This is a genomic window from Stutzerimonas stutzeri RCH2, assembly GCF_000327065.1.
Lineage (GTDB): Bacteria > Pseudomonadota > Gammaproteobacteria > Pseudomonadales > Pseudomonadaceae > Stutzerimonas > Stutzerimonas stutzeri_AE.
In genome coordinates, this window is sequence record NC_019936.1 from 1959321 (window position 1) to 1973614 (window position 14294).

8 protein-coding genes and 1 pseudogene are annotated in these 14294 nt (G+C 60.9%); 5 read left to right on the top strand and 4 right to left on the bottom strand.

Annotation, left to right across the window (positions count from 1 at the left end; translation table 11 throughout):
- Positions 1–124: 124 nt before the first annotated feature.
- On the top strand, positions 125–1099 hold the full coding sequence (gene cysK / locus PSEST_RS09060; RefSeq protein WP_015276699.1) for a cysteine synthase A: 975 nt from the start codon (positions 125–127) through the stop codon (positions 1097–1099).
- Positions 1100–1123: 24 nt separating this feature from the next.
- Here cysK and PSEST_RS09065 read toward each other — a convergent pair whose 3' ends face one another.
- The gene (locus PSEST_RS09065; RefSeq protein WP_041756972.1) at positions 1124–2038 is read right to left on the bottom strand and encodes a DMT family transporter; all 915 of its coding nucleotides are present in this window, start codon (positions 2036–2038) and stop codon (positions 1124–1126) included.
- A 128-nt stretch (positions 2039–2166) separates the two neighbouring features.
- Between PSEST_RS09065 and aceK the strand changes: the two genes are divergently transcribed.
- Together aceK and PSEST_RS22460 are read left to right on the top strand one after the other, a co-directional pair.
- The gene (gene aceK / locus PSEST_RS09070; protein WP_015276701.1) at positions 2167–3888 is read left to right on the top strand and encodes a bifunctional isocitrate dehydrogenase kinase/phosphatase; all 1722 of its coding nucleotides are present in this window, start codon (positions 2167–2169) and stop codon (positions 3886–3888) included.
- A 216-nt stretch (positions 3889–4104) separates the two neighbouring features.
- A complete protein-coding gene (locus PSEST_RS22460; RefSeq protein WP_015276702.1) occupies positions 4105–4230 on the top strand; it encodes a PA1414 family protein in 126 nt (41 codons plus the stop codon).
- A 13-nt stretch (positions 4231–4243) separates the two neighbouring features.
- On the opposite strand, the gene PSEST_RS09075 is transcribed toward PSEST_RS22460, so the two are convergent.
- On the bottom strand, positions 4244–4915 hold the full coding sequence (locus tag PSEST_RS09075) for a glutathione S-transferase (RefSeq protein ID WP_015276703.1): 672 nt from the start codon (positions 4913–4915) through the stop codon (positions 4244–4246).
- Positions 4916–5002: 87 nt separating this feature from the next.
- On the opposite strand from PSEST_RS09075, the gene PSEST_RS09080 reads away from it, so the two are divergent.
- Positions 5003–5590 (top strand): tRNA-uridine aminocarboxypropyltransferase, encoded by a 588-nt coding sequence (locus tag PSEST_RS09080; protein WP_015276704.1) that lies wholly within the window; start codon positions 5003–5005, stop codon positions 5588–5590.
- Between the two features lie 34 nt (positions 5591–5624).
- On the opposite strand, the gene PSEST_RS09085 is transcribed toward PSEST_RS09080, so the two are convergent.
- Together PSEST_RS09085 and PSEST_RS09090 are read right to left on the bottom strand one after the other, a co-directional pair.
- Complete coding sequence (locus tag PSEST_RS09085) at positions 5625–6977, bottom strand: HlyD family type I secretion periplasmic adaptor subunit (protein WP_015276705.1); 1353 nt, start codon at positions 6975–6977, stop codon at positions 5625–5627.
- Between the two features lie 64 nt (positions 6978–7041).
- Positions 7042–7707 (bottom strand): annotated as a pseudogene (locus tag PSEST_RS09090) (ATP-binding cassette domain-containing protein); the annotation flags it as partial.
- On the opposite strand from PSEST_RS09090, the gene PSEST_RS09095 reads away from it, so the two are divergent.
- Positions 7612–14238, top strand: a complete 6627-nt coding sequence (locus tag PSEST_RS09095) for a VCBS domain-containing protein (protein ID WP_419184896.1) — start codon at positions 7612–7614, stop codon at positions 14236–14238. The pseudogene PSEST_RS09090 and the gene PSEST_RS09095 overlap by 96 nt on opposite strands.
- Positions 14239–14294 lie beyond the last annotated feature (56 nt).

Consider the following 14294-nt stretch of genomic DNA (forward strand, 5'->3'; position numbering starts at 1 on the left):
GGCGGTCCGGAGATGAGCGGGATGTTGACGATGGACCCCCGGTCGCGGCTGTGAGTTCGGCTGGACTGCTGCATGGACTGCGCATAGGCTGATTGGTCTGATACTCCTCGGACAGGGCATTCCCATGAGTCGCATATTCGCAGACAACGCACGTTCCATCGGCAACACCCCGCTGGTAATGATCAATCGCCTGGGGCCCAAGGGCGTCACCATCATGGCCAAGATCGAAGGCCGTAACCCCGCTTATTCGGTGAAATGCCGTATCGGCGCCGGGATGATCTGGGACGCCGAGGACAGCGGTCGGATCAAGCCGGGCATGACGTTGGTCGAGCCTACTTCGGGCAACACCGGCATCGGTCTGGCCTTTGTTGCCGCGGCGCGTGGCTACAAGCTCATGCTCACCATGCCAGCGTCCATGAGCCTGGAGCGGCGCAAGGTACTCAAAGCGCTGGGTGCCGAGCTGGTGCTCACCGAGCCGGCCAAAGGCATGAAGGGCGCGATCGAGAAAGCCGCCGAGATTGCCGCCTCGAATCCCGAGCAGTACTACATGCCGCAACAGTTCGAGAATCCGTCCAACCCGGCAATCCATGAGAAGACCACCGGCCCGGAAATCTGGAACGACACCGATGGAAGCATTGATGTGCTGGTGGCAGGCGTCGGCACTGGCGGCACCATCACCGGCGTCTCGCGCTATATCAAGAACACCAAGGGCAAGCAGATCATCAGCGTGGCGGTGGAACCGACCAGCTCGCCGGTAATCAGTCAGACCCTTGCCGGTGACGAGGTCAAACCCAGTCCGCACAAGATCCAGGGCATCGGCGCCGGCTTCGTGCCGAAGAACCTCGACCTGTCCATGGTCGATCGGGTCGAGCTGGTCGATGACGAAGAGGCCAAGCAGATGGCCCTGCGGCTGATGCGCGAAGAGGGCATTCTCTGTGGCATTTCCTGCGGTGCGGCGATGGCGGCTGCGGTTCGTCTGGCCGAACGGCCGGAAATGCAGGGCAAGAACATCGTCGTGATCCTGCCGGACTCGGGCGAGCGTTACCTCTCCAGCATGCTGTTCAGCGACATGTTCAGCGAGCAGGAACTGGTGCAGTAATGCCTTGCGACGCAGTTGAGCCAATCAACTGCGTCGCGGATCGGCCTGCGGCTGGGCGGCTGGCGCCTGGCGCAGGATCAGCCACAACGCCAGCCCGATCAGCGCACCGCCCTGAACGTAGGCCCAGGACAGCGGCTCATCGAGAAACAGTACGCCCCATAGCACACCGAACGGTGGGATCAGAAACGTCACCGTCAGCGTCTTCACCGGTCCGATATCCGCCAGCAGGCGGAAGTAGAGAATGTAGGCAAACGCCGTACAGACCAGGCCCAACCCAAGCAGACTGAGCCAGACGCTGGTGTCGCCCCAGCTCGGCGGCGGGGCATCCAGCAGCGACAACCCGAACAGTGGCAGCAGGCAGAGTGCGGCGCCGGCCTGGCTGCCAAAGGCAACCAGTTCACTATCCAGCCCGCCGTCCCGGTTGATCCAGCGCCGCGTGAGAAAACCGCCCAATCCGTAGCAGGCAGTGGCACCCAGGCAGGCCAGCGCTCCGAGCAGCAACCCCATCTCCAATGGCACCGGGCCGATGCGCATCAGCAGCGCCACACCGCCCAGCCCGCTGAACACCCCCAGCACCTTCGCCAGTGTCAGCTCCTCAGCGAAGAACAGCGCGCCTATCAGCACACCCATCATTGGCGTGGTGGCATTGAAGATGGCCGAATAACCCGCCGGCACCAGTTGCGCGGCCACCGCATACAGGGCGAAGGGTACGCCCGAGTTGATCACGCCAAGCACCAGGCACAGGCCGAGCTTGCCGCGAAAGTCCCAGCGCCTGCGCAGCACGACGAGGATTGCCAGCAGCCCGGCGGTCGCCAGCAGCACGCGAAAGAATGCTGTTGGGAAAGTGCCAAGGACCGGCGCGATAACACGCATGAAGAGAAAACTCGCGCCCCAGATGGCGGCGAGGGCAAGCAGGCGAAACATGTCGAGCGGGCGCATGAAGCGGGCTTCCAGCACAAGGGAGCTGCAAGTGTTGTCGCCCATCTGCCAACAGGCAAACCGAAACCGACTTTCAAACTGCGTGCTGCTAAGCTCGGCGAACGTTCATGTCCTGCAGTGGGTGCATCATGGTGGAGCAGAAACTGGCCGTTGAAATGGCTCGGCAGATCCTTCTCGGTTTTGATGACTATCGCGAGCATTTCCGCGTGATCACCGAGGGTGCCCGTTCTCGCTTCGAGCAGGCGCAGTGGCAGGAAGCACAGCGCGCCTCCGCGGCGCGCATCAATCTCTACGAAGAGAAGGTCGCTGAAACCCGGCGTGGCTTGCTGGCCGGCTTCGATCATGCCGATCTGCTTCAGGTCGAAGCCTGGCCGCAGATCAAGAGCGCCTATATCGAGCTGATCAACCCACGCTTCGACGACGAGCTGTCGGAGACCTGGTACAACTCGATCTTCTGCGGGCTGTTCAGCCATGACTGCATCAGTGACGGCACCATGTTTATCCATACCACCCGGCCGGCTGTGCGCGTGCAGGAGCGCCAGGCACAGACGCGCACCTACCAGCCCAACGGCGATCTGGCGGGAATGTTGGAACAGATCCTCAGCGATTACGCCTTCGCCGTACCCTATTGTGATCTGGCGGGAGACCTCCAGCGGCTACAGACGCAGCTGTGTGAAACGCTGCCCGATTGGGTCTGCAAGGATCCGGAGCTGACCGTCGAACTCTTCGTCTCGGTGCTGTACCGCAACAAGGGCGCCTACCTGCTCGGGCGCATCTTCACTTGCGATGAGCAGTGGCCGCTGGTGATCCCCTTGTTGCACCGCGAGGGCGAAGGCATCGTCGCCGATGCGTTGATTACCGACGAGGCGGAGGTGTCGATCATCTTTTCCTTCACGCGCTCGTACTTCATGGTCGAGGTGCCGATCCCGGCGGAATTCGTCGGCTTTCTCAAGCGCATCCTGCCTGGCAAGCACATAGCCGAACTGTATACCTCTATAGGCTTCTACAAGCACGGCAAGTCGGAGTTCTACCGCGCGCTGATCGATCATCTAGCCAACACCGACGATCGCTTCGTCATGGCGCCCGGTGTGCGCGGCATGGTGATGACGGTGTTCACGTTGCCCGGCTTCAATACGGTGTTCAAGCTGATCAAGGATCGCTTCTCGCCGATCAAGAGCGTCAACCGAGCCACCGTGATCGAAAAGTATCGCTTGGTGAAAAGCGTCGACCGGGTAGGGCGCATGGCCGATACCCAGGAGTTTGCCGACTTCCGCTTCCCAAAGGCTAAGTTCGATCCGGAATGCCTGGCCGAGCTGCTGGAGGTCGCGCCGTCGACGGTAGAGGTGCAGGGCGATACCGTACTGGTGCGCCACTGCTGGACCGAGCGGCGCATGACGCCGCTGAATCTCTATCTGGAAAACGCCAGCGAACAGCAGGTGCGCGAGGTGCTGGAAGACTATGGGCTTGCCATCAAGCAGCTGGCGGCGGCCAATATCTTTCCTGGCGACATGCTGTTGAAGAATTTCGGCGTTACCCGCCATGGAAGGGTGGTCTTCTACGATTACGACGAGATCAGCTATCTCACCGAGGTGAATTTCCGCCACATTCCTGCGCCGCGTTACCCGGAAGACGAGATGGCATCGGAGCCATGGTATTCGGTGGGGCCAAATGACGTGTTTCCCGAAGAATTCCCACGCTTTCTGTTCGCTGACCATGGGCAGCGTCGGCTATTTGCCAGCCTGCATGGCGAGCTGTATGACGCGGATTACTGGAAGGGACTGCAGGACGCAATCCGTGGCGGCAAGGTGATCGACGTCTTCCCTTATCGGCGCAAGGCTGACCGTAACTGAGCGGCAGCCGGCGCTGCGTTACCGCCGGCAAACAGATTTTGGTTGAACGCCTTTGCGCGACCCCGGTCGCAGTTGTAAAGCGCCGTAACAAAGCGGCGCTACTTGCGGAGCCCTCGGCAGCAAAGCGCACGAGCGTCAGTTGGAAAGTTGGATTATGCTGTCCATGAAGCCTGCATGGCTCCGACGTAACCCGTTATCTGGCAGGAGGGTGTGACCATGAAAGCAAGGCTCAATGAAATGTTCTGGAAGCTGGCGGTCGCTCTTGGCTTGATCGAGCCACCTCGTCTGCAGCCCATTCCAGTGCGCGCCCGCCGTCAGCAGGATCGCCGCGCTTCCCGGTAACGTGGGCTAGTCGCTACGCGGCGGGCAAGGCGGGTCCTCCGCGTTCCACGGCTCGTTTATAGGCGGGCCGCTGTTGTATACGCTGCAGGAAATTCATCAGCCGCGGGCGGCTCTCGTCCAGTCCGGCTCTGGCGCGCGCCGCTTCGATCGGAAAACTCATTTGTATGTCCGCCGCGCTGAAGTTATCTCCAGCGAACCAGTCGGATTTCCCCAGTTCCGCTTCCATGTAATCGAGATGAGTCTTTAGCTGCGGCCCGATGAAGGCCCGATTGGCGCCCTTAGCGATCGCTCGTGCCACCGGGCGGATAAAGAAGGGCATCGGCCCGGTGGCGACCCGGTCGAATACCAGCTTGAGCAACATCGGCGGCATCGCCGACCCTTCGGCGTAGTGCATCCAGTAGCGGAACCTGCGGTACTCCGCGCTGCTGCTTTGCGGCGCGAGCCGGCCATTTCCGTATCGCTCCAGCAGATATTCCAGAATGGCTGCCGATTCGGCCAACGTCAGTTCGCCATCGGTGATCACCGGCGATTTTCCCAGTGGATGAACGGCTTTGAGTTCGGCCGGGGCGAGCATCGTCTTCGGGTCGCGGGGATAGCGCTTGAGCTCATAAAGCAGCTCCAGTTCCTCCATCAGCCAGAGGACGCGATGGGATCTGGAGTGATTCAGGTGATGGACTGTGATCATGCCGGTTCCTTGTTATTGGGTCGGTGCAAGCATAGTCGGTCTGCACACTGATGCCCGATATGGCAGACTCCGCCGCCGAGGTGAACCATGTCCCGTCCACGATGTTCGCGCTGCCAGCGCCCCTTGTCGCTCTGCCTGTGTGCGCTGATACCAGCCCTGGATAGCCGCACCCGGGTGCTTGTCCTGCAGCATTCCAGCGAGGCGAGTCACGCGCTGAATACGGCGCGCTTGGCGGTGTTGGGGCTGCGTAACGCGCAGCTGCTGGTCGGCGAGGATTTCATCGATGAATCCAGCGGCGACGTGCCGAGCTACCTGTTGTTTCCCGGTGAGGATGCGGTGCCGCTGAGCACACTTGCAGGCGCCGACCGGCCCATCCGCCTGATCGTGCCGGACGGGACCTGGCGCAAGGCGCGCAAGATTCTGCATGTTAATCCTTGGTTGGCAGCGCTGCCGCGGGTAGCGCTGCCAGAAGGGCTGACCTCTCGCTATCGCTTGCGCAAGGCACCGATGCCGGGGGCGCTGTCGACCATCGAGGCAATCGTCACGGCACTGAATATCCTGGAAAGCCCTGCGGGATTCGATGAGTTGCTTCGACCGTTCGACGCGCTGATCGAGGGGCAGATCGACGCGATGGGCGCGCTCACGTATCAGCGCAACCACGCCGGCGGAGCGTGATTGCGGTGCCAGTCGGTTATCTGGCTGATCCGACCTAACGTTCGCGCAGCGCTTCGTGTCGCGCCTTGAGAATGGGCTTGAGCATGTAGTCCAGCACGCTTTTCTCGCCGGTGATGATGTCCACGGTAGCGACCATGCCGGGGATGATCACCAGTTGGTGCCCAGGCGAGCCGAGGTAGTTTTTCTCCGTGCGGACCTGGATCAGATAGAAACTACGCCCATCCTTGTCGGTGATGGTGTCTGCACTGATCAGTTCCAGGTTGGCTTTCAAGCCGCCGTAAATGGTGTAGTCGTAGGCGGAGAACTTGACCATTGCCTTCTGCCCCGGGTGCAGGAAGGCAATGTCCTGCGGTCGTACCTTGGCTTCGATCAGTAGGCTGTCTTCCAGTGGCACGATCTCCAGCAGGTCGCTGCCGGGCTGTACCACACCGCCGATCGTGTTGATCCTCAATTGCTTGATGATGCCATGTACCGGTGAAACCACTGTCGTGCGGCTGACTCGGTCATCGATGGCCACACTGGTGGCAGTGATCTTCTGCAGCAGTGTACGAGCGGCATTCAGATCCTTGAAGGCTTCGGCACGGAATGCAAGTTCGGATTGTTCGATTCTGCTCTGGATTTCGCTGGCAGCCGCCTCGGCGCGCGGCAGGGCGAGTGTGGTGGCATCGAGTGCGCCACGCACGTCGACTATGCTGCGGCGCAGGCGCAGAATTTCGACCTGCGAGATCGCGCCCGTTTCTACAAGCGGAGTCGACATGTTCAGCTCCTGCTGAATAAGCGACAGGCTGGAACGGTACTGTTGCTGTTTGGAGCGGAATTCGGCTACCTCCTGCTGTTTCTGCGTCAGCTGTTCCTTGAGGATTCGCTGCTCGCTGCGCAAGCGCTGCTGGCGCGATTCATAGAGCGCGCGCTCATCTTCGGCCAGCTGTGGCGCATCGCGGGTGATCTCTTCCGGCAGGGCCAGCGGTCGACCTTCCGCCTCGGCGGCCAGCCTTTCGACGCGAGCGAGCAGCGACAAGCGCTCCGCTTCGGTTTCCTCCTGGTTGGAGAGAAACCGAGTGTTATCCAGGCGCAACAGTGTGTCGCCCTTGTTCACGACCTGTCCCTCGCGGACGTAAATCTGCGCCACGATGCCGCCCTCGAGGTTCTGCACCGTCTGGATCTTGCTGGATGGAATCGCCTTGCCTTCGCCCGTGGTCACTTCCTCGAGCACGGCGTAGTTGGCCCAGATCAGCACCGCAGCGAGTAGCAGAGCCGTCAACCAGACGGTCAGGCGAGCCAGCCAGGGAGAGTCCTCGAGAATCGCGCCCTGGATTTCGGGCATGTACTCGGTGTCCTGCTTGCGGCGGCCAAACTTGCCGAAAAACACCATCGGCCCATGCATCATTGCGAAACTCCGTTGCGGATGGCTGTCGCTGCAGCCGGTGCGCGATACGTCATGCCGGCATGTTTCATACCGACGCCGGCCCCACATGCCCTTTGCGCAATGCCTCGATGACCGCAGCTTTCGGGCCGTCCGCGACAACGCGCCCGCAGTCCAGCACGACCAGGCGTTCGACCAGGCTGAGCATGGACATGCGATGGGTAATCAGCAGCATTGTCTTGCCTTGGGACCAGCCCAGCAGGTGATGCCGCAGTGCGTCCTCACTGCTGTTGTCCATGGCACTGGTAGGCTCGTCGAGCAGCAGAATCGGTGGGTCGAGCAGCAGGGCGCGCGCCATCAGCACCAGCTGCCGTTGGCCGCCAGACAACAGCTGGCCGCGTTCGCCAACAGGTCGGTCGAAGCCGAGCGGGTGCTGTCTTGCCAATTCATAGGCGCCGGTGAGCTTGGCCACTTCAAGCATGCGCTCATCGCTGACGTAGCGTGCACCCATGGTCATGTTGTCGCGCAGGCTGCCGGCCAGCAGAGGCATGTCATGCGAGACATAGCCGATCTGGCTGCGCAGGTCCGCGACGTCGATACTGGTAACGTTCTGGTCAACGATCTGCCAGGGACCGACGGCGGCATTTCGGTCGTTACGATTGGCACGCAGCAAGGTCTCTACGGTCAGCTGATCCTGGGCGCTGACGGTACCTATACCTACGTGCTCAATACCGGCCTTGCGGTTGTTCAGGGCCTGGACAGCGGTGAAACACTGACCGAGACCTTCGCCTACACCATGCAGGACGCCGACGGAGACCCGTCGAGCGCGCAGATCACCATCACCATCACCGGCAGCAACGATGCGCCGACGCTGAGCGTGATCGGTGCCCAGGTGTTCGAGGCTGGCCTTGCGACCGGTTCCGATGCCGGCGCCAACAGCGAGTTTGCCTACGGCACCTTCACCCTCGGTGATGTGGATGGTCTGGACGATATCCAGAGCGTCAGCATCAACGGCACGGCTGTGGCCATCGGCAGCCTGGTCGGCAGCAGCTTCGCCGGTGCTCACGGCACCCTGACGGTCACCGGCTATGACGTGCTGACCGGCATCGCCACCTATCAGTATCAGCTGACCAGTCCGACCACCGACGTGGCCGACGTCGCTGAAACCGATACCTTTGCGGTGAGCGTTTCGGACGGCACGGCATCGGCTTCGGCGAACCTGGTGATCGACATCGTCGACGACGTACCAACTGCGGCCAACGATGCCTTCAGCCTCAGTGAAGACACGGCCAGCGTGATCGGCAACGTGCTGAGCAACGACACCATCGGTGCCGACGTCAGCGGCACGGTCACCACTACCGGCAACCAGACTGGCAGCTATGGCCAGCTGACGCTCAATGCCGACGGTAGCTTCAGCTACGTGCTCAATACCGGCCTGGCCGTGGTGCAGGGCCTGGACAGCGGTGAAATACTGACCGAGACCTTCAACTACACCATGCAGGATGCCGACGGCGACCCGTCGAGCGCGCAGATCACCATCACCATCACCGGCAGCAACGACGCGCCGAGCCTGAGCGTGATCGGGGCCCAGGTGTTCGAGTCCGGCCTGGCCGCTGGCTCCGATGCCAGCGCCAACAGCGAGTTCGCCTACGGCACCTTCACCTTTGGTGATGTGGATGGTCTGGACGATATCCAGAGCGTCAGCATCAACGGCACGGCTGTGGCCATCGGCAGCTTGGTCGGCAGCAGTTTCGCCGGTGCTCACGGCACCCTGACGGTCACCGGCTATGACGTGCTGACCGGCATCGCCACCTATCAGTATCAACTGACCAGCCCGACCACCGACGTGGCCGACGTCGCTGAAACCGATACCTTTGCGGTGAGCGTTTCGGACGGCACGGCATCGGCTTCGGCGAACCTGGTGATCGACATCGTCGACGACGTACCAACTGCGGCCAACGATGCCTTCAGCCTCAGTGAAGACACGGCCAGCGTGATCGGCAACGTGCTGAGCAACGACGTCAGCGGCGCAGATGTCAGCGCTACTGTCAGCAGTACCGGCAACCAGACTGGCAGCTATGGCCAGCTGACGCTCAATGCCGACGGTAGCTTCAGCTACGTGCTCAATACCGGCCTGGCGGTAGTACAGGGTCTGGACGATGGCGAGCAACTTAGTGAGACCTTCAGCTACACCATGCAGGACGCCGACGGTGACCCGTCCACGGCGCAGTTGACCATCATCATCACCGGCAGCAACGATGAGCCAAGCCTGAGCGTGATCGGTGCCCAGGTGTTCGAGTCTGGCCTGGCCACTGGCTCCGATGCCTCTGCCAACAGTGAGTTTGCCTACGGCACCTTCACCATTGGTGATGCGGATGGCCTGGACGATATCCAGAGTGTGACCATCAATGGCACTACGGTTGCCATAGGCTTGTTGGTCGGCAGCAGCTTCGCTGGCGCTCATGGCACCCTGACGATTACCGGCTACGACGTATTAAGTGGCATCGCCACCTATCAGTATCAGCTGACCAGTCCGACCACCGATGTAGCCGGTGTGGACGAAAGCGATACCTTCAGCCTTAGCGTGTCCGATGGCACGGCCTCGGCCTCCGGCAACCTGGTGATCGACATCGTCGACGATGTACCGAGTGCGGCCAACGATGCCTTCAGCCTCAGCGAAGACACGGCCAGCGTGATCGGCAACGTGCTGAGCAACGACGTCAGCGGCGCAGATGTCAGCGCTACTGTCAGCAGTACCGGCAACCAGACTGGCAGCTATGGCCAGCTGACGCTCAATGCCGACGGTAGCTTCAGCTACGTGCTCAATACCGGCCTGGCGGTAGTACAGGGTCTGGACGATGGCGAGCAACTTAGTGAGACCTTCAGCTACACCATGCAGGACGCCGACGGTGACCCGTCCACGGCGCAGTTGACCATCATCATCACCGGCAGCAACGATGAGCCAAGCCTGAGCGTGATCGGTGCCCAGGTGTTCGAGTCTGGCCTGGCCACTGGCTCCGATGCCTCTGCCAACAGTGAGTTTGCCTACGGCACCTTCACCATTGGTGATGCGGATGGCCTGGACGATATCCAGAGTGTGACCATCAATGGCACTACGGTTGCCATAGGCTTGTTGGTCGGCAGCAGCTTCGCTGGCGCTCATGGCACCCTGACGATTACCGGCTACGACGTATTAAGTGGCATCGCCACCTATCAGTATCAGCTGACCAGTCCGACCACCGATGTAGCCGGTGTGGACGAAAGCGATACCTTCAGCCTTAGCGTGTCCGATGGCACGGCCTCGGCCTCCGGCAACCTGGTGATCGACATCGTCGACGATGTACCGAGTGCGGCCAACGATGCCTTCAGCCTCAGCGAAGACACGGCCAGCGTGATCGGCAACGTGCTGAGCAACGACGTCAGCGGCGCAGATGTCAGCGCTACTGTCAGCAGTACCGGCAACCAGACTGGCAGCTATGGCCAGCTGACGCTCAATGCCGACGGTAGCTTCAGCTACGTGCTCAATACCGGCCTGGCGGTAGTACAGGGTCTGGACGATGGCGAGCAACTTAGTGAGACCTTCAGCTACACCATGCAGGACGCCGACGGTGACCCGTCCACGGCGCAGTTGACCATCATCATCACCGGCAGCAACGATGAGCCAAGCCTGAGCGTGATCGGTGCCCAGGTGTTCGAGTCTGGCCTGGCCACTGGCTCCGATGCCTCTGCCAACAGTGAGTTTGCCTACGGCACCTTCACCATTGGTGATGCGGATGGCCTGGACGATATCCAGAGTGTGACCATCAATGGCACTACGGTTGCCATAGGCTTGTTGGTCGGCAGCAGCTTCGCTGGCGCTCATGGCACCCTGACGATTACCGGCTACGACGTATTAAGTGGCATCGCCACCTATCAGTATCAGCTGACCAGTCCGACCACCGATGTAGCCGGTGTGGACGAAAGCGATACCTTCAGCCTTAGCGTGTCCGATGGCACGGCCTCGGCCTCCGGCAACCTGGTGATCGACATCGTCGACGATGTACCGAGTGCGGCCAACGATGCCTTCAGCCTCAGCGAAGACACGGCCAGCGTGATCGGCAACGTGCTGAGCAACGACGTCAGCGGCGCAGATGTCAGCGCTACTGTCAGCAGTACCGGCAACCAGACTGGCAGCTATGGCCAGCTGACGCTCAATGCCGACGGTAGCTTCAGCTACGTGCTCAATACCGGCCTGGCGGTAGTACAGGGTCTGGACGATGGCGAGCAACTTAGTGAGACCTTCAGCTACACCATGCAGGACGCCGACGGTGACCCGTCCACGGCGCAGTTGACCATCATCATCACCGGCAGCAACGATGAGCCAAGCCTGAGCGTGATCGGTGCCCAGGTGTTCGAGTCTGGCCTGGCCACTGGCTCCGATGCCTCTGCCAACAGTGAGTTTGCCTACGGCACCTTCACCATTGGTGATGCGGATGGCCTGGACGATATCCAGAGTGTGACCATCAATGGCACTACGGTTGCCATAGGCTTGTTGGTCGGCAGCAGCTTCGCTGGCGCTCATGGCACCCTGACGATTACCGGCTACGACGTATTAAGTGGCATCGCCACCTATCAGTATCAGCTGACCAGTCCGACCACCGATGTGGCCGGTGTGGACGAAAGCGATACCTTCAGCCTTAGCGTGTCCGATGGCACGGCCTCGGCCTCCGGCAACCTGGTGATCGACATCGTCGACGATGTACCGAGTGCGGCCAACGATGCCTTCAGCCTCAGCGAAGACACGGCCAGCGTGATCGGCAACGTGCTGAGCAACGACGTCAGCGGCGCAGATGTCAGCGCTACTGTCAGCAGTACCGGCAACCAGACTGGCAGCTATGGCCAGCTGACGCTCAATGCCGACGGTAGCTTCAGCTACGTGCTCAATACCGGCCTGGCGGTAGTACAGGGTCTGGACGATGGCGAGCAACTTAGTGAGACCTTCAGCTACACCATGCAGGACGCCGACGGTGACCCGTCCACGGCGCAGTTGACCATCATCATCACCGGCAGCAACGATGAGCCAAGCCTGAGCGTGATCGGTGCCCAGGTGTTCGAGTCTGGCCTGGCCACTGGCTCCGATGCCTCTGCCAACAGTGAGTTTGCCTACGGCACCTTCACCATTGGTGATGCGGATGGCCTGGACGATATCCAGAGTGTGACCATCAATGGCACTACGGTTGCCATAGGCTTGTTGGTCGGCAGCAGCTTCGCTGGCGCTCATGGCACCCTGACGATTACCGGCTACGACGTATTAAGTGGCATCGCCACCTATCAGTATCAGCTGACCAGTCCGACCACCGATGTGGCCGGTGTGGACGAAAGCGATACCTTCAGCCTTAGCGTGTCCGATGGCACCGCCTCGGCCTTCAGCAACCTGGTGATTGGCGTTGTCGACGATATGCCTTCGCTCGGTGCCTTCACCACGGCGATCATTCCCAACGAAATAGGCACGGTTAACGGTACTTTTTCGGTGGTCTCGGGTGCCGATGGTCTGGATGGTTTCCAGATCGCCGGGCCGGCCATTGCCGGGCTGAATTACACGACTGTCCATAGTTACGATGGGGCGGGTAACTTCCTGAGTACAACTCTGACTGGCCTCACCTCGAGCAACCAGACGGTATTCAGCCTGACGGTAAGCGCGAACGGCACCTACGTGTTCAACCTGGTTCAGCCTGAAGCCGCCAGTGAGCTGACCTACTCGCTGAGCAACCTCGCGCCAGGGCATGTGCCAGGTTTTGCCGAAACTCCCGATGGCCTGATCGAGTTCAGCAGTCCGGGGGCGGTCAACTCGTCCACCCAGGGCTTCGGCATCAACAATCAGTTCTTCGATCGTGGCGAACAGTTCACCATGGAGTTTCATGCCGCTGGGGTACCGGGGGTCGACAACGACCCGGCGACCGATGTGCGGCTGGTCAACAAGGTGGTATTGGTCAACGACCAGGTCAATGGCGAGTTGACCATTCGCTGGACAGCGACCAATAGCCAGACGGGTGAAAGCCGTAGCGGAACCATGACCATCACCGGAGCGATGGCGGAGACGGTGATAGATCCCGATATCAGCTTCAACCAGCTGCAGATCGAGGGTATTGCCGGCAACGGCAGGGTGCGTTTCGCCACCACTACCATCAGTACTTTGGTGCTGCCAGAGGATCAGAGCCTGGCGTTCGATGTAGTGGCCCAGGATGGCGACGGCGATCTCAGTGGCTCCTCGACGTTGAACGTGCAGGTGGTCGCGGAGGACTCGCCGACCAGCTTCGTGCTTGAAGGTACTGCTGGCGATGATGTGATCGCGGCGAGCAACCTGACCGACATCATCGACGGCAAGGCCGGCTTTGACATAGTCGATTATGGCGATGACACGGCCGGTATCGCCGCCAGTCTGGCGTTGGCCGCCGGGCTTTCGGGAACCGCGCTGGGCGATAGCTACAGCTCAATCGAAGGGCTGATGGGGGGCTCGGGCAACGATCAGCTAAGCGGAGATAGCCAAGCCAACTACCTGGCCGGCGGTGCCGGCGACGACATACTGCAAGGCGGAGCGGGGGACGATGTGCTGGTGGGCGGTCTCGGCGACGATGTGTTGTCGGGCGGCGAGGGCGACGATGTTCTAGTGGGCGACCCGGGCTCGGATCAATTATTGGGCGGTGAAGGGTTCGATACTGTCGACTACAGCGCCGATACGGCCGGCGTCACTGTCAATCTCGAAACCGGCATTGGTGAAGGCGGGCTGGCAGAAGGCGATACCTACAATTCCATCGAGGGCATTCTCGGTGGTGCGGGCAATGACACGCTGACCGGGGATGGCGGTGATAACTACCTCGACGGTGGCGCCGGCAACGACACGCTGCTGGGTGGTGCCGGGGATGACATCTTGGTGGGAGGTGTGGGTGACGACACCCTGACGGGAGGCGCAGGTCGCGACAGTTTCGTCTGGCGTGTGGGTGACGAGGGTGGGACTGACACTATCACCGACTTCCAGATTGACCCTGCTGGCACCAACACGGATGTCATCGATCTATCGCAGCTACTCGTTGGCGTTACAGAAGACGCGGCTACCCTCGGTGATTATCTGGACTTCGCTTTCGGTGGCGGTTCGACGACTATCTCGGTCAGCCTGACACCGGGCGGTGCGCCAGTTCAGGACATCACCCTTAGCGGTATCGACCTGAGCACGATCTATGGCACCGATGTAGCCGACGTTATTTCGGGAATGATCGATGACGGGGCGCTGAAAGTCGATAACGGCTAAAGCTGGCGGAGAATCGGCCCGCTACGCGGCAGCGTAGCGGGCTTTTTTACGGAGAA